Source organism: Rhizobium sp. Root1203 (genome assembly GCF_001424945.1).
GTDB lineage: Bacteria > Pseudomonadota > Alphaproteobacteria > Rhizobiales > Rhizobiaceae > Rhizobium.
The window spans coordinates 404,983-423,843 of the sequence record NZ_LMCW01000001.1; the positions used below are offsets into that span (position 1 = coordinate 404,983).

Genomic DNA, 18,861 nt, shown 5'->3' on the forward strand with positions numbered 1-18,861 from the left:
CAAGAGCCAGCCGCAGTTTTTATGTCAATTGACGCCATATGGCGAGAGGTGTCATAGTGGGGGTATGAAGGCTGAAATCGTCATCCGTGAACGCATTGTTTTCGGTGCCGGAGCGATTCTGGAAATGAAGGTGTGGCGCGTGCCGGATCCTGTTCCCGCCTCACGACATTTTCTGAAGTATTCGCTGTTTTATGGAGTGCCGGGCCAACGACTGGTCGGCCACGACAACGAGCGCGGCAAAGGCGACCACCGCCACTCCGGCCCGCATGAGGAAAGCTATCGCTTCGTTTCCATCGATCAGTTGCTGAACGATTTCAGATCCGATGTTGAGAGCATACGAGGAGAGCCGATATGAGCAAAGATGTCGAACTACACATCGGCGGCACCTTCGACGATGCGGCCAGACGCGTCGCCGATGCATGGCGTCGTGCCGAAGCTCGCGAAGTGGTCTCCGAAGATCATCTCACCTTCGTCAACTGGGAAGCATTCTCGAGGACGATGACGGCAAAGAGGCTGGAGCTTCTGCGGCATCTGCATCGCTATCCGCAATCAAGCGTTTCCGCGCTGGCGAAAAGTCTGAAGCGCGACTATCGGCGCGTTCATGAGGATGTGGAAATTCTCACACAGGCTGGTCTCATAGAGCGGGACGGCAACGGACTGCGTGCGGGCTACGACGAAATTCGAACCGTCATAGCCCTTTGATGTCACGCCCCGTCCAGTGGCTCGACGCCCTGCGGCTTGCCGGCACGGTCGAGGCGGATCTTCTCGATGCGGTTCTCGGCGGCCGAAAGCAGCGTCTCGCAATGCTTCTTCAACGCTTCGCCGCGCTCGTAGATCTCGATGGATTCGTCCAGCGCCACGTCGCCGCGCTCCAGGCGGGCGACGATGCTCTCAAGCTCGGCAACCGCCTTCTCGAACGAAAGACCGGAAACCTCCGGCTTGACGCTGTCAGTCATGCTCAACCCTTCATCATTCTGAGAATATGCAGGCCTGCCGATTCGGCCAGTCCTTCGAGATCATAGCCGCCTTCCAGGAGGCTGACGACCCGGTTTGCCGCACTTTTGTCGGCCACTTCGAGCAGCCGCCCGGTCGCCCAGTCGAAATCCTCGCCGACAAGGTTGATCTGCGCCAGCGGATCGCGGTGATGCGCATCGAAGCCGGCCGAGATGATGATCAGGTCCGGCCGGAAGTCGAACAGCGCCGGTAGTACCCTCGACTTGAACGCTTCGCGAAAATGGTCGCTGCCGACATTGGGGGAGAGGGGGGCGTTGACGATGGTGCCATGCTTGCCCGTCTCGTCCTTTGCGCCGCTGCCGGGGTAGAGCGGCATCTGATGCGTCGAGCAGAACAGCACAGACGGATCGTCCCAGAAGATATCCTGGGTCCCGTTGCCATGATGCACGTCCCAGTCGACGATCGCCACGCGTTCGGCGCCATGCATCTTCTGCGCATGGCGGGCAGCGATTGCCGCATTGTTGAAGAAGCAGAAACCCATCGCCTTGGATCTCTCGGCGTGGTGCCCCGGCGGTCGCGAGGCGACGAAAACATTGTCCGCCCTGCCTGTAAAGACGTCGTCGACCGCCGCCATTGCAGCGCCGACGCCCGTCAGCGCCGCCTGCAGGCTCTTCGGGCTGGCGTAGGTATCGGCTTCGAGCTGGTTGATCTCGCCTTCTTCCTCCGGGATCTGTCGCATGACTGCCAGCAGGTGCTCTTCGGGGTGGGCGAGCAGGACAGCGTCCTCGTTCGCCTGCGGAGCCTCCTTGCGCTCCAGCTTCTCGAAATTCGGATGCCCGAGAGCGACATTGATGGCGCGCAGTCGGTCGGAGCGCTCCGGGTGGCCGGAGGGCGTGATGTGTTCCAGAAAGATCGGATGCTCGTAAAGGCGGGTGCTCATGACGTCACTCTATCTGTCCGTCTCATCGTGATCCACAGCAGATGGCGCTCGGTGCCATGATTTCAACAAGACGCCCATTCGGGAGCGGCTGCCTGTTTCTTGATCGAGCGAGCGCTGGTGCCCGGGGGCCGCAGCGCCGGTCCAATCAATGAATTCGGCTCCAAATCAAGGAACTACGGCATTCGGCTGCGCGAAAAACGCTTACACTTGCCGGCATCATGCTCTACAGTTTTGCAAGGGGAGCAGGGGATGGACCGATAGATGAACGAGATGCAGCGCTCGAATATAGTGCATATCCACGTGCCTTTTCGCGATGTCGACATGAACGGCCAGATGTTCCTGGGTTCATATATTTCCTACGCGGAGTCGGTCCTTGCCAGTTTCTGGTCGCTGCGGCCGGACGTCGAGGACGAGCCGCTGTACATCGCCTCCAAGGTCACCTGCATCCTGCACCGGCCGCTGCACTATGACGAGAAGGTCGTGTTCACCGCCGCCGTCGACAAGATCGGTGTCCGGTCAGTCGGCTTCATCGTTGCCGCGGACGCGGGCGGCGAGCGCGCCGCCGAGGTCGAGATCATCTGGCAGGCGCGGGCGCGTGAAGATCGTACGCCGGTCCCGCTTCCGGAAATCACGCGAGACTGGCTCTATCGTTTCGTGAACTAGCTTCTGGCTGGCAGCAACGGGTAGCCGGCCATCACCGCGCGCCCGACCAGGGCTGCCACGAATGCCTTGATGACGTCGCCGGGGATGAAGGCCATCGAACCGACGAAGGCCTGCTTGAGGCCGATCTGGGCGGCGACCGCCAGATAGGCGATACCGAAGGCGTAGAGCACGACGATGCCGCCGACGACGGCGGCCAGGAAAAAGCCGGCCAGCTGCAGGGCTGCCGGCTGTTCCGGTTTCGCCAGCCGCTCGCTGAGGAAGCCGGTCGTCAAGGCCGCAAAGACCCAGCCGACCAGAAAGCCGGTGGTGGGCGCCGCGAAGGCCGCAAGACCACCGCGTCCGCCCGACAGAACGGGCAGGCCGATTGCAACCAGCACCAGCACGATCAGCACCGCGATGGTCGCGCGCCTGGCGCCGAGCACGACGCCGGCCATCATAACGCCCAGCGATTGCGCCGTGATCGGCACCGGGATGAAGCCGAGCGTGATCGGCGGCAGAATGCCGAGAGCGACGATGATCGCGGCAAATAGGGCAGAGAGAACGAGGTCGCGGGTGCTCATGACGGCTCCGAGTTTAACATGTGTTAACTGACATGCCGCCGAACGCCGCGTGCGTCAATCGCAGCGGCGATGTTATCCGCATCCTTGAGCGTCAGAATGATCAGCGGCACAAGCACCGTCGTCGGCCGCACCTTCAGGCCGCGCGCCGCGTGCGCCTCGCGAATGGCCTGGTAGCGCCCGAGAATATCGGGCACGAAGCGGACCACGAGACCGACCGCGAGGCCCACGTCGTCTGCCCGCAGCAGCCCGATGCGCTCCAGCGGTTGCGCAAGAAGCGTGATCTCGTCGATGAACTGCGTGATCGTGGTGGTCGCGGTAACGCTCGCTGCAAAGAGCATCAGCGCGGTCAGCCGCAGCAGCGCCACGACGGCGCCGTGCCACGGGTTGAAAGCGAGGCTGAACACCGCCACGACGACGATCGTCAGGAATATCGGCTTCAGCCGTGCCAGGGCCGCCCGTATGGGGAGGCCGATGCTCAGGTAGAGAGCCGCGGTAGCGAGCACCGCAACGCAGAGGACCGGAATGTTTGCCGTGGTGAAAAGCACGACTCCGAGGCCGGCCAGGCCGATCAGCTTGACCCGCGCCGGAAGGCGATGCAGGACGCTGTTGCCCTCGACGAAAAGCGACTGCATCAGGCGGCGAGCTCCCTGTAGCGCCGGACCGCTTCCAATGCGGGTGCATCGGCGGCGAGCCGGCCTTCGTGGAACACCAGCACGCGCTCGTAGCCGGCGATCAGCTCGAGATCGTGGGTGATGACGATGGCGTTCTCGTGCAGGCCGTCGATCAGCGCCTGCACGAGGCTCCGGTTGCGGAGATCGAGCTGGTTGGTCGGCTCGTCCAGAATGAGAATGTCGGGCCCGGTTGCCAATACCGAGCAGAGGGCCGCGAGCTGCAGTTCGCCGCCGGAAAGCTCGTGGGCGCGGCGATCGGCAAGATGCCGGGCGTCGAAGCGCTGCAGCACCTCGTCGACCTTCGCCTCGATCGCCGCTTTCGTGTAGCCGCGGCTCTTGAGGCCGAACGCGATGTCGTCGCGCACGACGGGCAGGATGATCTGGTTCTGCGGCGATTGGAAGATGAAGCCGACATCCGTCAGCACGGCCTTCTCGTCAGCCGTGTCTCGCCCGTTGACGACGACGCGCCCGGTCGTGGGTTTCGTCAGTCCGTTGATAAGACGCGCAAACGTGGTCTTGCCGGAGCCGTTGAGGCCGATGATGCCGATGCGTCTTTCGGCGAGATCGAGCGTCAGCGGCTGCAGCGCGACGCGCGTTCCGTAGCTCACACCGGTGCCTTCGAAGCGGATATTCACTCGATCCCCCTTGCTTGAACCGCCGTTCTATAAACGAATCCTGCGTATTGAAAGGTGAAAAACCGGCTCGGGCGGGAAGGGGCTAGTCCTCTCCCAAAAAGGTCGCCTATAACGGGTGGCTAGGAACATTTTCCGTATTATGATGCTTGCCATGACGAATCTCATTTCGAATTCCGATGCTCGCCGCGTGTTCCTTGCCAAGCAGGGTCTCAGCGCACCGCCGAACAAGGCCCTGACCAAACCGGGCCTGCTGCAGCTCATCCACGATATCGGTTTCGTCCAGGTGGACAGCATCCAGACGGTCGAGCGCGCGCACCACCAGATCCTTTTCGCCCGCAACCAGACCTATCGGCGCGAACACCTGACCGCGTTGCTCGAGAAGGACGGTTCGCTCTTCGAGCACTGGACGCACGATGCCTCGATCCTGCCGAGCGCGTTCTTTCGCTACTGGAAGCACAAGTTCCGTAACGAGGAGGAGGTGCTGGTCGAGCGCTGGCGCAAATGGCGCGGCGAAGGCTTCGAGGATGCGTTCGAAGAGACCTACGAGCGCGTGCAGCGTGACGGCGCCATCATGGCCCGCGAGATAAAGGCCGATGGCCACGTCTCCGGCGGCTGGTGGAACTGGCACCCGAACAAGACCGCGCTCGAATACTTCTGGCGCACCGGCAAATTCGCCATCGCCGGGCGTTCTAATTTCCAGAAGGTCTACGACCTTGTCGAGCGCGTCATTCCCGCCGAGTTCCACGAGCCCGAGGTCAGCCGGGAGGATTTCGTCGACTGGGCCTGCCGCAGTGCCCTCGCGCGTCTCGGATTTGCCACCCATGGGGAGATCGCCGCTTTCTGGGATCTGCTCTCGCCCGACGAAGCCAAGGCCTGGGTGACGGCGCACCGCGACGAGCTGGTGGAAGTGCTGGTCGAGCCGGCACTTGGCGGCAAGCCGCGGCCGTCGTTTGCCTTTGCGGACTTCCTCCCGACTGTCGACACCTACCCCGACCCGCCGGCCCGCATTCGCGTGCTGAGCCCGTTCGATCCGATGATCCGCGACCGAAACCGCACCGAACGCCTCTTCGGTTTCTTCTACCGCATCGAGATCTTCGTGCCGGAACCGAAGCGGGAATACGGCTACTACGTCTTCCCGCTCCTGGAGGGCGACCGGCTGATCGGCCGCATCGACATGAAAGCCGACCGCAAGCGCGGAACGCTCGACGTCAAGCGCCTGTGGCTGGAACCGGGCGTGCGCCCATCGGCCGGCCGGCTGGCGCGGCTGGAGGCAGAGTTGGAGCGTGTCGCGAAATTCGCCGGCGTTGAGAAGGTGGTCTTCGGTGACGGCTGGCGCGGCTGAGGCCCCGCCTGGAGTTAGGAGCACTCCGGATTTTCGGCGGAAAGGCTTCCCTCATTCCCGTGCCGGTCGCGGGAATCCAGCTACGGCGCGTCTTCGGCGCAAAAAGAGTCTAATGCAACCAAGGGCTTGAATGAGCTCGATCCCCGCAACGAGCACGGGGATCAGGATGGTTGGCTCAGCCGATCTCGGTCTTGGTGATCTTGATGCCGAAACCCTCGAGGCCGACATAGTGCCGTTCGCGGCTCGTCAGAAGCTTGATCGAGGAGACGCCGAGGTCCTTCAGGATCTGTGCGCCCAGGCCGATTTCCAGCCATTCGCTTTCGCGGTTCTGCGCTTCGGCATGTTCTTCGCGGCCCTGTGAACGCGCCTTCCTGCCGTTGTCGTGATGGCCGACGCCGACCGAACCCTCGCGCAGGTAGACGATCACGCCCCGGCCTTCGTCGGCAATCCGCTTCATGTATTGATCGACGGGGCGCCGCTTGCCGAAGATATCCTCGGCCACGCTTTCGGGATGCAGGCGCACCGGAATGTCGATGCCGTCGCGGATATCCCCGAAGACGACGGCGAGATGCTGCATCGGATCCCAGGGAAGCGAATAGGTATGGGCCTTGGCCTTGCCGAAAGGCGTTTCGATATCGAAGCTGGTGCCGAGTTCGATCAGCGTTTCCTTGCGCTGGCGATAGGCGATGAGGTCGGCGACCGAGACGAGCTTCAGGCCGTGCTGTTGCGCGAAGTCGACAACCTCCGGCCCGCGCGTGACGGTGCCGTTGTCGTTGACGAGCTCGCAGATCACGCCGACCGGCGGCAGGCCCGCGAGGCGGCAGAGATCGACCGCCGCTTCCGTGTGGCCCGAGCGCATGAGGACGCCGCCTTCGCGCGCGATCAGCGGGAAGATGTGGCCGGGGCGAACGAAATCGGCGGCGCCGACATTCGGATTGGCAAGGTTGCGAACGGTCAGCGTCCGGTCATCGGCTGAAATGCCGGTGGTCGTGCCATGCTTGAAGTCGACCGTGACGGTGAAGGCCGTGGTGTGGGCGGAATCGTTTTCCGCCACCATCGCGTTGAGGTTCAGCCGCTTGGCCTCTTCCCTCGGCATGGGAGTGCAGACGATGCCGGATGTATGGCGGACGATGAAGGCCATCTTTTCCGGCGTGCAATGCACCGCCGCGACGATCAGGTCGCCCTCGTTTTCACGATCGTCGTCGTCCATGACGACGACGATCTCGCCGGCTTCGAAGGCTCGGATGGCATCCACGACGCGCTTCTGGTCATAAGGCATGGTTCGTTCCTATTTCAGCCGGCCGGTCTGGCCGCGGTCTCGAAGATAGTGGTCGGCGATGGCGCAGGCGACCATGGCCTCGCCGATCGGCACGGCGCGAATGCCCACGCATGGGTCGTGCCGGCCCTTGGTGCGCACATCGACATTGCGGCCGTCGGCGTCGATCGACTGCCGTTCGGTCAGGATCGAGGACGTCGGCTTGATCGCGAAGCGGGCAATGACCGGCTGGCCAGTGGAGATGCCGCCCAGAATACCGCCTGCATGGTTCGAAAGAAACAGCGGCGTACCGTCGTTGCCCATGCGCATCTCGTCGGCATTTTCCTCGCCGGTGATTTCGGCGGCTCCGAAGCCGTTGCCGATCTCGACGCCCCTGACGGCGTTGATCGACATCAGCAGCGAGGCGATATCCTGGTCGAGCTTGCCGTAGATCGGCGCACCGAGCCCTGCCGGAACGCCCTCGGCCACGACTTCGACGACTGCGCCGATCGAAGAGCCTTTCTTGCGGATGCCGTCGAGATACTCTTCCCAGACAGGAACGATGTCCGGATCGGGCGCGAAGAACGGGTTCTTGTCGACCTGTGCCCAGTCCCAGTTCTGACGGTTGATCTTGTGCTTGCCGATCTGCACCAGCGCGCCGCGCACGGTGACGCCGGGTGCGACGAGGCGGGCGATGCCGCCGGCTGCGACACGCGCGGCCGTCTCGCGGGCCGACGAACGCCCGCCGCCGCGATAGTCGCGGATGCCGTATTTCAGATCGTAGGTATAGTCGGCATGGCCGGGGCGGTACTGCCGGGCGATTTCGCCGTAGTCCTTGGAACGCTGGTCGGTGTTCTCGATCAACATCGAGATCGGCGTGCCGGTCGTGATCATCGTCTCACCGTCGGCGTCGAGCATCACGCCCGAGAGAACCTTGACGAGATCGTCCTCGCGTCGCTGTGTCACGAAACGCGATTGGCCCGGTTTGCGCTTGTCGAGCCAGACCTGCAGGTCTTCGAGCCTGAAGCGTAGGCCGGGAGGGCAGCCGTCGACGACGCAGCCGAGCGCCGGTCCGTGGCTTTCGCCCCAGGTGGTTACGCGGAAAAGGTGACCGAATGTATTGTGCGACATATGTTCAGACCGGATTGCGTGTTCTGACCGGATTACGGCAGCCGGTCTTCACCGGCCGCGTCATACTCTTGAAAGGCGCGACACTCATAGGCCAAAAAACAGCGAGGGCAAACGCCTTTCTTTGCGCGAAATCGCCACTTTGAGGAAATGGTGTTTCCGCAAATCGAGAACAGTCGGCCTATGATGCCATCCGCCATGCGGTCCCGGTGGCGACCGCCGTGAAATCGTGGAAGGAGAGGGGGCGCGAGAAGGCGTAGCCCTGCAACAGGTCGCATCCGAGTTCATTGAGCAGCATGGCGTGGGCCGTGGTCTCGACGCCTTCGGCAACGGTCTCGACGCCGAGCGAGCGCGCAATGTCGATGATCGAGCTGACAAGCGCCCGTTCCTGCTGCGAGGTTACGATCGGCTGCACGAGCTGCCGGTCGATCTTCAGGCGCTTCGGCTTCAGCTTCAGCAGGCTGACGATCGAGGTGTGCCCGGTGCCGAAGTCGTCGATCTCGATGTCTATGCCCAGGGCCTTGATGCGGTCGAGGTTGTGGGCGGCGATATCCTCGCTTTCATCGAGAAAGATGGACTCCACGAGCTCGAACGATATCTCTCCGGGCCGGATCTGCAGGTTGCGCAGAGACTCGATGAGGCCTTCGTCGTGCAGGCGTCGCGCCGAAACGTTGACCGAGACCTTGGGAATGGAAACGCCGAGCGCCGCCCAGCGCATCTTGTCCTTCAGTGCCGTTTCCAGAACGATGCGGTCGAGGGTCTGCATGACGTTGATCTCCTCGGCAACCTTGAGGAATTTGTCGGGCGTCAGCAGCCCCTTGGAGGGGTGCTGCCATCGCACCAGCGCCTCGACGCCGGTGAGCCGCATGGTATGCGCGCTGAACTGAGGCTGGTACCACGCGGTGAACTCGTTGTTCTCGATGCCGGACAGGATTTCGTCCGCCAGTCGCTTGTTGTTGATGATGTCTGCCTGAAGGTTGTGGTTGAAGAACTGGTAGCGGTTCCGCCCCTGGCTTTTGGCGCGATAGAGGGCAATGTCGGCATTGATCAGAACCTTGCGGGCGTCGACATGCATCCCGTTCGCAAGCGCGATGCCGATCGAGACGCCGCAACGGCATCCGAAGCCCTGGAAGTCGACCGGCTGGCGCATCTGTTCGATGATGCGCCCGGCCAGGCTCGACATATCAGCATCGCTGGCATTGTCGGCAAGGATGACGAACTCGTCGCCGCCGATACGGGCGACGATGTCGTCGTTCCTGAGGTTCCTCGACAGGACCTGCGACGCGTGAACGAGCATCGCATCGCCAGCCGCATGCCCGAGCGTATCGTTGATATCCTTGAAACGATCGAGATCGATATGAAGGATCGCGAATTTCTGTCGTCCGCTTCTGCCGTCCTGGGTCAGGTTTTCGAGTGCCATGTCGAGTTTGCGGCGGTTGGCGAGCCCGGTCAGCGGATCGTGCAGCGAATTGTGCTCGATGCGGTTCTTGGCAAGTTCGAGCTCGATGTTCTTGGCGATCGCCTCGTCCTTGGCGGCTTTGAGCTGCGCCGTCATCAGCGCGTCTTCGGTGATGTCGAAGGCGACGCCGATGATTTTCAGCTGACCGCTCGGCGTCTGGTGGACTTTGCCGGTGGAGCGGACGTAACGCACTGTTCCATTGTCCGTCGGCACGCGGCAGATAAGCGTGTGGGTGTCGCCGATCCGCTCGAAATGACGGGCGCTCTCGATCGCCAGCCGCCGGTCTTCCGCAACGATGCACGAGAGCCATGTCGGTTCGGTCATGAAGCCCGTCCGCGGTGCAAGTCCATAGAGCTCGTGCATCCGCTCATCCCAAATGGAGCCGCCGTCGTCGCCCAGCGTCGCTTCCCAGATCCCGCACTGATAGGAATCCAGGGCCAGATCGAGCTTGCCGGAGAGTTCTGCCAGTTCGGCTTCGCGATGGGAGAGTTCGTCGAGCGCAAGCTCCAGTTCGGCGTTCTTGATGTCGCTCGTGTCCTTCGCCTTTCGCAGCGTGTCGGCAGCCTCCGCATCGGCGGTCACGTCCCATACGATGCCGATGGTCTTGTTGGCGCCGGCTGCGTCCGTGTAGGCGGAGCCGACCGAGCGCAAATGCCGAAGCGTCCCGTTTTCGAGGCGGATTCGGTATTGTGCCGTGTAGGACGAGCCGGAGGCATCCTCGTTGAGCAGGTGCACTTTCGCGGTGCCGTGGTCCTCGGGAACAACCGAAGCAAGCCAGTCGTCGATGGAGTGCCCGCCTTCCAGCGGCGGCAGGCCGTGCAACGTGGAGGCGCGGCTGTCCCAAAACAGGGTGCGCCCGCCGTCGTGCAGTTCCCAGATCCCGATGTTCGACGAATCGAGCGCGAGATCGAGCCGTTGCGACAGCTCCAGCAGCGTCGCTTCGCGCTTTTCCAGCTGTTCGATGTTGCGGTTGCGCTCGCCGAGCAGCAGCGTCGCGAAGAAGATCGGTACGATGGTGACGCAGCCGGCAGCCAGAATGATCAGACGCAGGGAGAACTGGTTGTCCGGAACGGCATCCCAGCCTGTCTTCGGCACTGCGGCAATCTCCCAGCGACCGCCCGCAAATCCGATCTTTCGTGTCAGAGGCTGCTGTGTCAGGACGTCAGGCGAACCGAAGAAAGGCGCCGTTGCCTCGTCGGCCGGGGCCAGGTCGCGAACCGCGATCTGAAGGTGATCGAGGTGAGGATACTTTTCCTCGTTCTCGGCGTTGTGTGTCGGCTTCAGCCCGGTATTCCGGTAGAACATATCTGCGTCGATCGTCACCTCGACCGCGCCCCAGACGCGGCGCTGCCCGTTTTCCTTGACGAAGACAGGGAAGAATATCGCAAAGGCCTCTTTGCCGTCGATGTTCTGGACGGGGCCATAGAAGCGTGCCTGCTGGTTGCTCGTGCTGCGTGCAGCAGGCTGGTGCGCGTACATCGGCTCGCGCACGTCTCTGCCAAGCCTCGTCTGGATCGTCGGCGACGGAAAGACTGAATTGACGATAAAGTTGGGGGCAATGGCAACACGCATGAAGTGAGGATTCTGGATCAGCAGCCAGCTTATCTGGCGCTCCGTCTCCTCGGCATGCGCGCTGGAGTTGATCGCCACCATGTTCGCGAGATCGCGGACGACCGTGATATCCATATTGATCTGCGCCATCACGCGCGCGCGAATAAGATTCGTCTCGTTCTCCGTGCGAATGGTCGATTCTCGAAGGTGAGCCGCAGTATTGGCGCGGTCCAGGCTGAATCCGACCCAGACCACAACGACGGCGACAAGGCAGGAAACCAGAATTGAGACATATGTATTCCGCAAAATGCGCCTTGACGTGCTGATGTAGTTGATGCGGAATAACAAAATGAGGTCCCCCTATTCGGAATGACCTTAGATCGAAGCGGTTAATTTACGATTTCCCGGACATCGTCTTGGGCCGCGCGCGCAGGAGGCGGGTTGTTAACGGGCGGTGTTGATTTTTGTTAAAATGCGATTCATCAATTGGGCGCGGAAGGTCACTCTTCAGGGCAACTTTCGCCATATTCGGGAGGTTATCTGTGCGCAATTGGATGTCTGAGTCGCGTTTTCGAAGGAATGCCGCCATGCGTTTTGTAGTCGCTACGCTTCTGGCCACAGCGAGCTTTCTGTCGCCGATCAACGGCTTTGCCGAGAGCGCTGATGTGGAGGCGACGATCAAGAAGGTCGACATGGCCAACCTCAGCCTGACGCTCGATGACGGAAAGACCTATCAGGCTTCCGAGGAATTCAATTTCGAAGGCCTGAAGGCCGGCGTGAAGGTTATCGTTTTCTACACCGAAGTGGACGGCAAGCGCGTCATAAACGACCTCGATATCGTCCAGTAAGGCGATATCGTCCACGTGAGGCGGATCAGATCCAGCCTATCTGTCTGTCCCTTGTTTCAATCTTCAGAATACGATCCTGAGGAATTTCGCCTTCCGCGGCTTCGTGTTTCGGCACATCGGCAATCGTCCGGAAAAGGCTCCGGATCACGCCGCCATGCGTGACGCAGACGGTGGGCCGCTCGACCGAATTCAGCCATGAAGCGACGCGCCACGACATGATTTCGTAGCTTTCGGCATCGTCCCCTGGCGGGATGAAATCCCATTTGTTGAGGTTGCGCTCCGTGATGCGGTCGCGCACCGTGGCCTTCAGTTCCTTGACTGTGTGGCCTTCCCAGTCGCCGAAGGAAACCTCCACCAGCCGCTCGTCCGTGCGGTAGTCCTCGGCAGGCAGGTTCATCGCCGCCCGCATGATTTCCATGGTGGCACGGGTACGGCCGAGCGGACTTGCAACGAAATCGAAGGGAATAGCCTCAATCTTCAGGATCTCGGCGAGGTCGATACCGTTTTGCCGGGCCTGTTCGCGGCCGACGGCGTTTAGCGGAATATCCTTCTGGCCTTGCAGGCGGCGTTCCGCGTTCCAGTCTGTCTGGCCGTGTCGGATGACGTAGATAAGCAATGATCGGCTCCGTTTGGCACGCACGGCCCCCGAATCGCTGTCGCGTGGGGGAGGGGGCCGCGAGCACGACGCAGAAGAGGAGTGCGATCAGTCCTTTATGACGGAAATATCCGGCGCGTCCACAGCCTTCATGCCGATGACATGGTAGCCGCTGTCGGCATGGTGAACTTCACCGGTGACCGAACGCGAGAGATCCGACAGCATGTAGAGACCGACATCGCCCACTTCCTCGATCGTCACGGTGCGGCGCAGCGGTGCGTTGTATTCGTTCCACTTCAGGATGTAGCGGAAGTCGCCGATGCCGGAAGCCGCGAGCGTCTTGATCGGACCCGCCGAAATCGCATTGACGCGGATGTTCTTCGGCCCGAGATCGACAGCCAGATACTTCACGCTCGCCTCGAGCGCGGCCTTGGCGACGCCCATGACGTTGTAGTTCGGCATGACCTTTTCGGCGCCGTAGTAGGTCAGCGTCAGCATGGAGCCGCCGTCGGTCATCAGCCTCTCGGCGCGGCGCGCGACCGATGTGAAGGAATAGACGGAGATCTGCATGGTCTTGGCGAAGTTGTCAGCCGACGTGTCGACGTAGCGGCCGGTCAGTTCGTCCTTGTCGGAAAAACCGATTGCATGCACGATGAAGTCGATCTTGCCCCACGTCTTTTCGATATTGTCGAAAACCGCGTCGATCGATGCTTCATCGCTGACATCACAGTGGCCTGCAAGAATGCCGCCGAGTTCGGCCGCCAGCGGCTCGACCCGCTTCTTCAGTGCATCGCCCTGATAGGTAAACGCAATCTCGGCACCCTGTGCATGAACAGCCTTGGCAATGCCCCACGCAATCGAACGATTGTTGGCAACGCCCATGATGACGCCGCGTTTGCCTGACATGAGGCCTGATGCCTGAGCCATATTTCGCCCCCTAAGGAAATTGATCGGCCCTGCCTATGGCATAGGCTGCTAATCGGTTCAAGATTAGCAGCAATCATCAACTGTTAGGGAACGTAACAAAGGGTGCTCTTGTCACCAAAATTTCACAGAAACAGCCCATTCTTCATGCTGCGCATGAGATCTGTCACTTTTGCGTCCGGCTTTTCCCACAGAATTATACGCAGCTCCACGACGAGGTCGCCCTTGCCGCCGTCGCCGTTGGCAAGTCCTTGACCCGGGATTCGGATTGTCTTGTCGGAGCCGGACCAGGCCGGGACGATCACCGCAAGTGAGCCGTTCGGCCCATCGATATGGGCCTCGGTGCCGAGAACGGCGTTCTCGATCGTCACCGGCAGGACGGTGTGCAGGTCGAAGCCGTCCACGGTAAAGCGCGCATCGGCCGCGATGTGGATGTTGATGACGGCATCGCCGCGCTGCATACCGGCGAGCTTGTGCCCTTGGCCCTTGAGCCGCACCTGATGACCTTCGGTCGTGCCTGACGTCAGCGCAAAGCCCGCTTCGCGGCCCTCGCCGAGATCGACGCTCACCCAGCTTCCCCTGAGGACATCGTCGATGGTCACCGTTGCGGTGGCGATCTGGTCGGGCGCCTTTTCGGGTGCCGGCGCGCTGCCTGTGAAACGGCGAACGAGCGACGTGAGCAGGCTGAGCGGTTGCAGGATTGCAGACGCGGCGGCGGCTGTTTCCTCCGCGGTCGGCTCGGCATCCGCTCTTGACGCGTCGGTCGGGGCCTCGGCACTCGACGCCTCGGTGTCCGGCCGCCGTGTCGCGCCTGCGGCAAAACCATGACCCCGGCCGCCTCCGGCACTTGCGGTGCGTGCTTGTGCCCCGAAGATCCGCTCGATCATCTCCTCGGCGGGTTCGGCGGCGCCCGCCTGCTGCTGTTGCTGGGCCTGCTGCTGCCTGGCGGCATCGGCCGCTGCCTTCTGTGCCGCGGCCCGGGCCAGTTCTTCCATCACGCGTTCGGCGTTTGCCTGCGCTGCCTTGGCCCGCATCGCCGCTTCGCGGGCCGCCTGGCGCTGGTGCATGATGGTGTTTTCGTTCTGTTTTGCTTCCGCCATACGCAGGGCGTTGTCGAAGAGACCGCGCTTCTTGGGGTCTTTCAGAGTGTCGTAGGCACGGCCGATCTCGGCGAAGCGCGCACCCGCCGTCGGATCGCCCTGATTGTGATCGGGGTGCACGGCCTTGGCCATATTGCGCCAAGCCGCCTTGATTTCGTCCTGCCCGGCGTCGCGCTTGACGCCCAAGATCTTATAAGGATCGCGCATGTTTCAAACCGCCGGTGTTCCAATGCGGTGTGCTCGTCCTTTGTCCAGCACCCCGAAGCCCACATACAACTCATTTGGTGCGTTCAGGTTCGCTTCCCAAGAAGAAATTGAACGTACTTATGGAAACGATCCTCCGGCAAAGTTGCTAATCAGTCCTTATTACACGGGGGATCGAGCGGCGCTTTCATCCTGAATGGTTATTGTTTTGCTAAATTTGGAAGGAAAATGGGAGCGCGCGTTAAGCACGAGCCAAAGGCGGGCTCAGCTTTCGGGCTGGAAGCTCAGGAGCTGCCAGTTGCCGCCGCCCACAAGGCAGGTCTTGCCGTAGAATTTGGAAATGCCGACATAGGAGTGGCGGGTGGTGCGGAACTGGCGGCAGACCTGACCCGTGTCGGTATTCTCGACGATCGTATCGATGACACCGGCACTGCCGGTCGATGCGTTCGCCCACGGCAGCGGGCGGCCTTCCAGTCTCTGGATGTCGGCCGATGTCACGGCATTGCCGACGGTCATCTCGTCAGAAATCGAATCGCTGGTCGGCACGGGCTGCGGCACTGTGCCGGTTGCCACCGAGCGGTCGACCTTGTTGCTGCTGAACATGTCCAGACCGCTGGAGACGCAGCCGGAGAGAAAGAGCATCGCCATGCCGACAACGCAGAAGGCCGCGCCTTGTCGCAGCAGACCCTTTGTATCACGATCTGACTTTGCTATGACTTCCACCCTGCGTCCTGTCCAGTAGCGTAAAGCTGGGCAATCTTCGAATAAACCCGGGGCATTTGTGCTAATATGTCGACAAATGAGTTAATAAGCGGTGACTTCACCGAACGAAACGAACCGTTCGATCTCTTCGCCGATTGGCTGAAAGAGGCGGAGGCCTCCGAGATCAATGACCCGAATGCGGTAGCGCTTGCGACGGTCGATGAGGACGGCCTTCCCAATGTCCGCATGGTTCTCCTTAAAGGTTTCGATCAAGACGGCTTCGTGTTTTACACGAATTTCGAGAGTCAGAAAGGCCGCGAAGTCCTCGGGCAGAAAAAAGCGGCCATGTGCTTCCACTGGAAGACGCTACGCAGGCAGGTCCGCCTGCGCGGGCCTGTGGATATCGTCAGCGACGAGGAAGCCGACGCCTATTTCAAGACGCGCGCCCGGGGCAGTCGCATCGGCGCATGGGCGTCGAAGCAGTCGCGGCCGCTCGAAAGCCGTTTTGCCTTGGAAAAAGCCGTTGCCGAATACACCGCCCGCTATGCGATCGGGGATATCCCTCGTCCGGCCCACTGGTCGGGCTTCCGCATCCGGCCGGTCAGCATCGAATTCTGGAAGGATCAGAAATTTCGTCTTCACGACCGCATCGAATTTCGCCGCACCACCCCGGACGGCGATTGGTCGAAGGTGCGGATGTATCCCTAGGCCTCGGGATAGCGCGACGGGTGGTCCTTTGTCATCATCCGTTGCCCATCAATTTCAGGGGGATGCCTGAGGCGAGGCCCGAGACGTAGCGGGCCTTTTGATAGAGACCGTTGATCGAAAGCCTGGGCAGGTAGGTGATGCTTGAAAGCGAGCGCTGCGCCACCACGCCGGGTTGGGTCGTGACAGCGATCGTGAAGCCGAGGTCGCGGGCGATCTCCGCCTGGCGCTGGGTGACCGCTTCCCGCGTTCCATAGGGATAGGCGAGGGACAGGGGCCGCCTGCCGGCAATCGTGGCGACGTAGTCGCAGGACGCTTCCATCTCCGCGCGGACCTCCGCATCGGCGAGACGCGAAACCGCCCGGTGGCTGACCATGTGGGCGCCGAGGGAGGCAAGCGGGCTCGCGTCCAGCAGGTTGAGCTCGGCCGGCCCCATGACCAGGTCGTCGACGATCTCGACGGGATCGATCTCGTGGGCTCTCGCGAGGCGATCGATCTCATGAACCGCCGCTGCCTCGTCGGTTCGGTGCAGATACTGTGCAAAGCGCTCGAAAGCCCGATGCTTGGCGACCGGAGTCGCAAGATCGACGATCTCGTTCCCGCCGCCGAAATCGAAGCCGAGCCTTTCCTCCTTGCGCAGGAGGGCTGCCAGCGTCTCCCACCAGATCGTATGGGTGCGTTCCGCCAGGCCCTTGGGCACGAAGACGGTGAAAGGCGCCCGGTGGCGCTCGAAGATCGGCAGTGCGTAGACGAGGTTGTTGCGGTAGCCGTCGTCCAGCGTAAAGGCGGCGAAGGGTTGCTTCGGCGCGGGTTCCGACAGCAGGGCGGGAACGTCGCCGAGTGCGACGAACCGATAGCCGTCCTCCTGCAGCCGCTTCAGCACGACGTCCAAAAAGGCCGGAGTGATTTCCAGGTGAGCGTTGGGCGCAAAGGCTGTGGTTTCCTCGGGGCGAACATGGTGGAGCGTGAAAATCGCACCGCGTCCGCGAGCGCCGCGCATGAGACCTGCCGCGCGCAGCAGATTGGCAGCCTCGAGTCCGCCTGCAATGGCGATTCTCTTCGCAAGCATTCTGGCGCTCGCCCTCATTTCCGCCCCATCTGCCGGTTCCGTTGAGCGCGGAAACTAGCAGCCTCGAGGTTAAGTCTTACTGAATACTGACTTTTCGCGTGGCGCCTTTACCGTTCTTTCACTATGAAGGATAAAACATGACAAAAATAGTACCAGTTGCCGCAATGTCGCTCCACATTGGGCCCTTCTGTAGCGGAACGGGACAATTCCGGATGGCGACGGTCGTTCGATCTCTGAGGGGAAGTGCATGAATAAGCTGGTGGCCGCGTTTTTGACCGCAACGCTCGTCGTTGCGGCGCCATTGATGGCGATGGCGGGCAGTGCATCCCTCATCCTCGACGCCAGAACCGGCAAGGTTCTTTCTTCCGAAAATGCCGACGTCTTGAACCACCCCGCGTCGCTGACGAAGATGATGACGATCTATATGACCTTCGAGGCCATGAGCCGCGGCAAGATCAGCTGGAATACCCCGATCACTGTGTCGAAATATGCAGCTTCCCGTCCGCCGACGAAACTCGGGGTGCGCGCCGGCGGTACCATTACGGTCCGCGAAGCGGTCCTCGGCATGATCACCAAGTCCGCGAACGATGCGGCTGCCGCGATGGGCGAGACGCTCGGCGGATCGGAAAGCAATTTTGCGCGCATGATGACGCAGAAGGCTCGCCAGCTCGGCATGAGCCGCACGACCTTCTACAACGCCTCCGGCCTGCCGGACAGCCGCCAGGTGACCACCGCCCGCGACATGTCCACGCTCGCCATCGCCCTGATGCGGAACTATCCGAGCGAGTATCGCTTGTTCGCCACCGCGAGCTTCAATTTCCGCGGCAAGACGATCCGTGGGCACAACAACCTGATGTACCGCTACCAGGGCATGGACGGTATCAAGACCGGCTACACCAATGCGTCGGGTTTCAACCTTGTGAGCGCCGTCAAGGACGGAAACCGCCGCGTTGTCGGCGTCGTGCTCGGCGGCCGCACCGCCCGCAGCCGCGACGCCAAGATGGCGGGCCTGCTCGACCAGTATCTCGGCCGCGCCTCGTCTTCGGGCGGCGCCAGGCTCGTGGCCACCGTCAATGCGCGCGAGCCCGTCGAGGTTGCCTCTGCTGCCGAGGCGAGCGATCTCCCGGTTCCGGCAACGGCACCGCGTTCGAACGATCTGGCGCCAAGGGCCCTGGGTTATCTGAGCGACACCGCAGTCCCCGCCGAGCGACCCACCGCACTTGAGGAAATGGCGAACATCGCCAAACCCACGGCGCAGCGGGTAACCCAGTCTCAGGAAGGGGCTCAATCGTCGACAGGCGACTGGCAGATCCAGATTTCCGCGGCTCCGAGCGACGACGCCGCCCGCGCCCTGCTGGCGCTGGCCAAGTCCGAAGGCGGCGCTGCGTTGAAGACCGCGTCTCCTTATACGGAAGCGGTCGGCAAGGGCGCCAACAAGATCTACCGGGCGCGCTTCATCGGCTTCCAGAGCCGCGAGGCTGCAACATCGGCTTGCGACGCACTGAGGCAGCGCTCCTACGACTGCATGCTTCTCCCCGATCACGGCTGAGCGGACT

Annotated in this window: 20 protein-coding genes; 7 read left to right on the top strand and 13 right to left on the bottom strand. The window is 61.9% G+C overall.

Going from position 1 to position 18,861, the window contains the following annotated elements; genetic code table 11:
• Positions 1–64 precede the first annotated feature (64 nt).
• Entirely contained in the window at positions 65–355 is a 291-nt protein-coding gene (locus tag ASC97_RS01980; protein WP_057466672.1) for a toxin-antitoxin system TumE family protein, read from the top strand.
• On the top strand, positions 352–702 hold the full coding sequence (locus tag ASC97_RS01985; RefSeq protein ID WP_057466673.1) for an HVO_A0114 family putative DNA-binding protein: 351 nt from the start codon (positions 352–354) through the stop codon (positions 700–702). Before ASC97_RS01980 ends, ASC97_RS01985 begins: the two co-directional genes overlap by 4 nt.
• Positions 703–704: 2 nt before the next feature.
• Here the strand turns inward: ASC97_RS01985 and ASC97_RS01990 are convergent, their stop codons facing one another.
• Together ASC97_RS01990 and ASC97_RS01995 are read right to left on the bottom strand one after the other, a co-directional pair.
• A complete protein-coding gene (locus ASC97_RS01990) occupies positions 705–956 on the bottom strand; it encodes an exodeoxyribonuclease VII small subunit (RefSeq protein WP_057466674.1) in 252 nt (83 codons plus the stop codon).
• A gap of 2 nt (positions 957–958) precedes the next feature.
• Positions 959–1,894, bottom strand: coding sequence for a histone deacetylase family protein (locus tag ASC97_RS01995; RefSeq protein ID WP_057466675.1), 936 nt, complete (start codon positions 1,892–1,894; stop codon positions 959–961).
• 261 nt (positions 1,895–2,155) lie between these two features.
• Between ASC97_RS01995 and ASC97_RS02000 the strand changes: the two genes are divergently transcribed.
• On the top strand, positions 2,156–2,557 hold the full coding sequence (locus tag ASC97_RS02000; RefSeq protein ID WP_057466676.1) for an acyl-CoA thioesterase: 402 nt from the start codon (positions 2,156–2,158) through the stop codon (positions 2,555–2,557).
• Here the strand turns inward: ASC97_RS02000 and ASC97_RS02005 are convergent.
• The 3 genes from ASC97_RS02005 to ASC97_RS02015 are packed head-to-tail and all read right to left on the bottom strand — an operon-like array spanning position 2,554 to position 4,423.
• A complete protein-coding gene (locus tag ASC97_RS02005) occupies positions 2,554–3,117 on the bottom strand; it encodes a biotin transporter BioY (RefSeq protein WP_057466677.1) in 564 nt (187 codons plus the stop codon). The genes ASC97_RS02000 and ASC97_RS02005 overlap by 4 nt on opposite strands.
• A 23-nt stretch (positions 3,118–3,140) precedes the next feature.
• Positions 3,141–3,749, bottom strand: a complete 609-nt coding sequence (locus tag ASC97_RS02010) for an energy-coupling factor transporter transmembrane component T family protein (RefSeq protein WP_057466678.1) — start codon at positions 3,747–3,749, stop codon at positions 3,141–3,143.
• On the bottom strand, positions 3,749–4,423 hold the full coding sequence (locus ASC97_RS02015) for an energy-coupling factor ABC transporter ATP-binding protein (protein WP_057466679.1): 675 nt from the start codon (positions 4,421–4,423) through the stop codon (positions 3,749–3,751). Before ASC97_RS02015 ends, ASC97_RS02010 begins: the two co-directional genes overlap by 1 nt.
• A gap of 151 nt (positions 4,424–4,574) precedes the next feature.
• On the opposite strand from ASC97_RS02015, the gene ASC97_RS02020 reads away from it, so the two are divergent.
• Positions 4,575–5,765 carry a winged helix-turn-helix domain-containing protein gene (locus tag ASC97_RS02020; protein WP_057466971.1) on the top strand — a complete coding sequence of 397 codons (1,191 nt, stop codon included), beginning with the start codon at positions 4,575–4,577 and terminating at the stop codon, positions 5,763–5,765.
• A gap of 175 nt (positions 5,766–5,940) precedes the next feature.
• Here the strand turns inward: ASC97_RS02020 and ribB are convergent, their stop codons facing one another.
• The 3 genes from ribB to ASC97_RS02035 all read right to left on the bottom strand — a co-directional run bounded on the left by ribB (position 5,941) and on the right by ASC97_RS02035 (position 11,467).
• On the bottom strand, positions 5,941–7,044 hold the full coding sequence (gene ribB / locus ASC97_RS02025) for a 3,4-dihydroxy-2-butanone-4-phosphate synthase (protein WP_057466680.1): 1,104 nt from the start codon (positions 7,042–7,044) through the stop codon (positions 5,941–5,943).
• A 9-nt stretch (positions 7,045–7,053) separates the two neighbouring features.
• The gene (gene aroC, locus ASC97_RS02030; protein WP_057466681.1) at positions 7,054–8,151 is read right to left on the bottom strand and encodes a chorismate synthase; all 1,098 of its coding nucleotides are present in this window, start codon (positions 8,149–8,151) and stop codon (positions 7,054–7,056) included.
• Between the two features lie 178 nt (positions 8,152–8,329).
• Positions 8,330–11,467, bottom strand: coding sequence for a bifunctional diguanylate cyclase/phosphodiesterase (locus tag ASC97_RS02035; RefSeq protein ID WP_057466972.1), 3,138 nt, complete (start codon positions 11,465–11,467; stop codon positions 8,330–8,332).
• Between the two features lie 278 nt (positions 11,468–11,745).
• Between ASC97_RS02035 and ASC97_RS02040 the strand changes: the two genes are divergently transcribed.
• Positions 11,746–12,006 carry a DUF1344 domain-containing protein gene (locus ASC97_RS02040; protein ID WP_057466682.1) on the top strand — a complete coding sequence of 87 codons (261 nt, stop codon included), beginning with the start codon at positions 11,746–11,748 and terminating at the stop codon, positions 12,004–12,006.
• Positions 12,007–12,031: 25 nt separating this feature from the next.
• Here ASC97_RS02040 and ASC97_RS02045 read toward each other — a convergent pair whose 3' ends face one another.
• The 4 genes from ASC97_RS02045 to ASC97_RS02060 all read right to left on the bottom strand — a co-directional run bounded on the left by ASC97_RS02045 (position 12,032) and on the right by ASC97_RS02060 (position 15,552).
• Positions 12,032–12,622, bottom strand: a complete 591-nt coding sequence (locus tag ASC97_RS02045) for a histidine phosphatase family protein (RefSeq protein WP_057466683.1) — start codon at positions 12,620–12,622, stop codon at positions 12,032–12,034.
• An 87-nt stretch (positions 12,623–12,709) separates the two neighbouring features.
• Complete coding sequence (gene fabI, locus ASC97_RS02050) at positions 12,710–13,528, bottom strand: enoyl-ACP reductase FabI (protein ID WP_057466684.1); 819 nt, start codon at positions 13,526–13,528, stop codon at positions 12,710–12,712.
• 122 nt (positions 13,529–13,650) lie between these two features.
• Positions 13,651–14,832 carry a DnaJ C-terminal domain-containing protein gene (locus tag ASC97_RS02055; protein WP_057466685.1) on the bottom strand — a complete coding sequence of 394 codons (1,182 nt, stop codon included), beginning with the start codon at positions 14,830–14,832 and terminating at the stop codon, positions 13,651–13,653.
• A gap of 261 nt (positions 14,833–15,093) precedes the next feature.
• On the bottom strand, positions 15,094–15,552 hold the full coding sequence (locus ASC97_RS02060; protein ID WP_057466686.1) for an RT0821/Lpp0805 family surface protein: 459 nt from the start codon (positions 15,550–15,552) through the stop codon (positions 15,094–15,096).
• Positions 15,553–15,618: 66 nt separating this feature from the next.
• Here ASC97_RS02060 and pdxH point away from each other — a divergent pair, with 66 nt between their 5' ends.
• On the top strand, positions 15,619–16,239 hold the full coding sequence (gene pdxH / locus ASC97_RS02065) for a pyridoxamine 5'-phosphate oxidase (RefSeq protein ID WP_057466687.1): 621 nt from the start codon (positions 15,619–15,621) through the stop codon (positions 16,237–16,239).
• 34 nt (positions 16,240–16,273) lie between these two features.
• Here pdxH and ASC97_RS02070 read toward each other — a convergent pair whose 3' ends face one another.
• Positions 16,274–17,323: a polysaccharide deacetylase family protein gene (locus ASC97_RS02070; RefSeq protein WP_057466688.1), complete on the bottom strand. Its 1,050-nt coding sequence runs from the start codon at positions 17,321–17,323 to the stop codon at positions 16,274–16,276.
• A 229-nt stretch (positions 17,324–17,552) separates the two neighbouring features.
• Here ASC97_RS02070 and ASC97_RS02075 point away from each other — a divergent pair, with 229 nt between their 5' ends.
• Positions 17,553–18,854 (top strand): D-alanyl-D-alanine carboxypeptidase family protein, encoded by a 1,302-nt coding sequence (locus ASC97_RS02075; protein WP_057466689.1) that lies wholly within the window; start codon positions 17,553–17,555, stop codon positions 18,852–18,854.
• Positions 18,855–18,861: the final 7 nt, after the last annotated feature.

What these genes read in the sequence shown, in the direction of transcription:
- pdxH (WP_057466687.1), top strand. Translation starts at nt 15,619, where the DNA reads ATGTCGACAAATGAGTTAATAAGCGGTGACTTCACCGAACGAAACGAA.
- ASC97_RS02070 (WP_057466688.1), bottom strand. Translation starts at nt 17,323, where the DNA reads ATGAGGGCGAGCGCCAGAATGCTTGCGAAGAGAATCGCCATTGCAGGC.
- fabI (WP_057466684.1), bottom strand. Translation starts at nt 13,528, where the DNA reads ATGGCTCAGGCATCAGGCCTCATGTCAGGCAAACGCGGCGTCATCATG.
- ASC97_RS02075 (WP_057466689.1), top strand. Translation starts at nt 17,553, where the DNA reads ATGAATAAGCTGGTGGCCGCGTTTTTGACCGCAACGCTCGTCGTTGCG.
- ribB (WP_057466680.1), bottom strand. Translation starts at nt 7,044, where the DNA reads ATGCCTTATGACCAGAAGCGCGTCGTGGATGCCATCCGAGCCTTCGAA.
- ASC97_RS01980 (WP_057466672.1), top strand. Translation starts at nt 65, where the DNA reads ATGAAGGCTGAAATCGTCATCCGTGAACGCATTGTTTTCGGTGCCGGA.
- ASC97_RS02000 (WP_057466676.1), top strand. Translation starts at nt 2,156, where the DNA reads ATGAACGAGATGCAGCGCTCGAATATAGTGCATATCCACGTGCCTTTT.
- ASC97_RS02020 (WP_057466971.1), top strand. Translation starts at nt 4,575, where the DNA reads ATGACGAATCTCATTTCGAATTCCGATGCTCGCCGCGTGTTCCTTGCC.
- ASC97_RS02010 (WP_057466678.1), bottom strand. Translation starts at nt 3,749, where the DNA reads ATGCAGTCGCTTTTCGTCGAGGGCAACAGCGTCCTGCATCGCCTTCCG.
- ASC97_RS01990 (WP_057466674.1), bottom strand. Translation starts at nt 956, where the DNA reads ATGACTGACAGCGTCAAGCCGGAGGTTTCCGGTCTTTCGTTCGAGAAG.
- ASC97_RS01985 (WP_057466673.1), top strand. Translation starts at nt 352, where the DNA reads ATGAGCAAAGATGTCGAACTACACATCGGCGGCACCTTCGACGATGCG.
- ASC97_RS02005 (WP_057466677.1), bottom strand. Translation starts at nt 3,117, where the DNA reads ATGAGCACCCGCGACCTCGTTCTCTCTGCCCTATTTGCCGCGATCATC.
- ASC97_RS02040 (WP_057466682.1), top strand. Translation starts at nt 11,746, where the DNA reads ATGCGTTTTGTAGTCGCTACGCTTCTGGCCACAGCGAGCTTTCTGTCG.
- ASC97_RS02055 (WP_057466685.1), bottom strand. Translation starts at nt 14,832, where the DNA reads ATGCGCGATCCTTATAAGATCTTGGGCGTCAAGCGCGACGCCGGGCAG.
- aroC (WP_057466681.1), bottom strand. Translation starts at nt 8,151, where the DNA reads ATGTCGCACAATACATTCGGTCACCTTTTCCGCGTAACCACCTGGGGC.
- ASC97_RS01995 (WP_057466675.1), bottom strand. Translation starts at nt 1,894, where the DNA reads ATGAGCACCCGCCTTTACGAGCATCCGATCTTTCTGGAACACATCACG.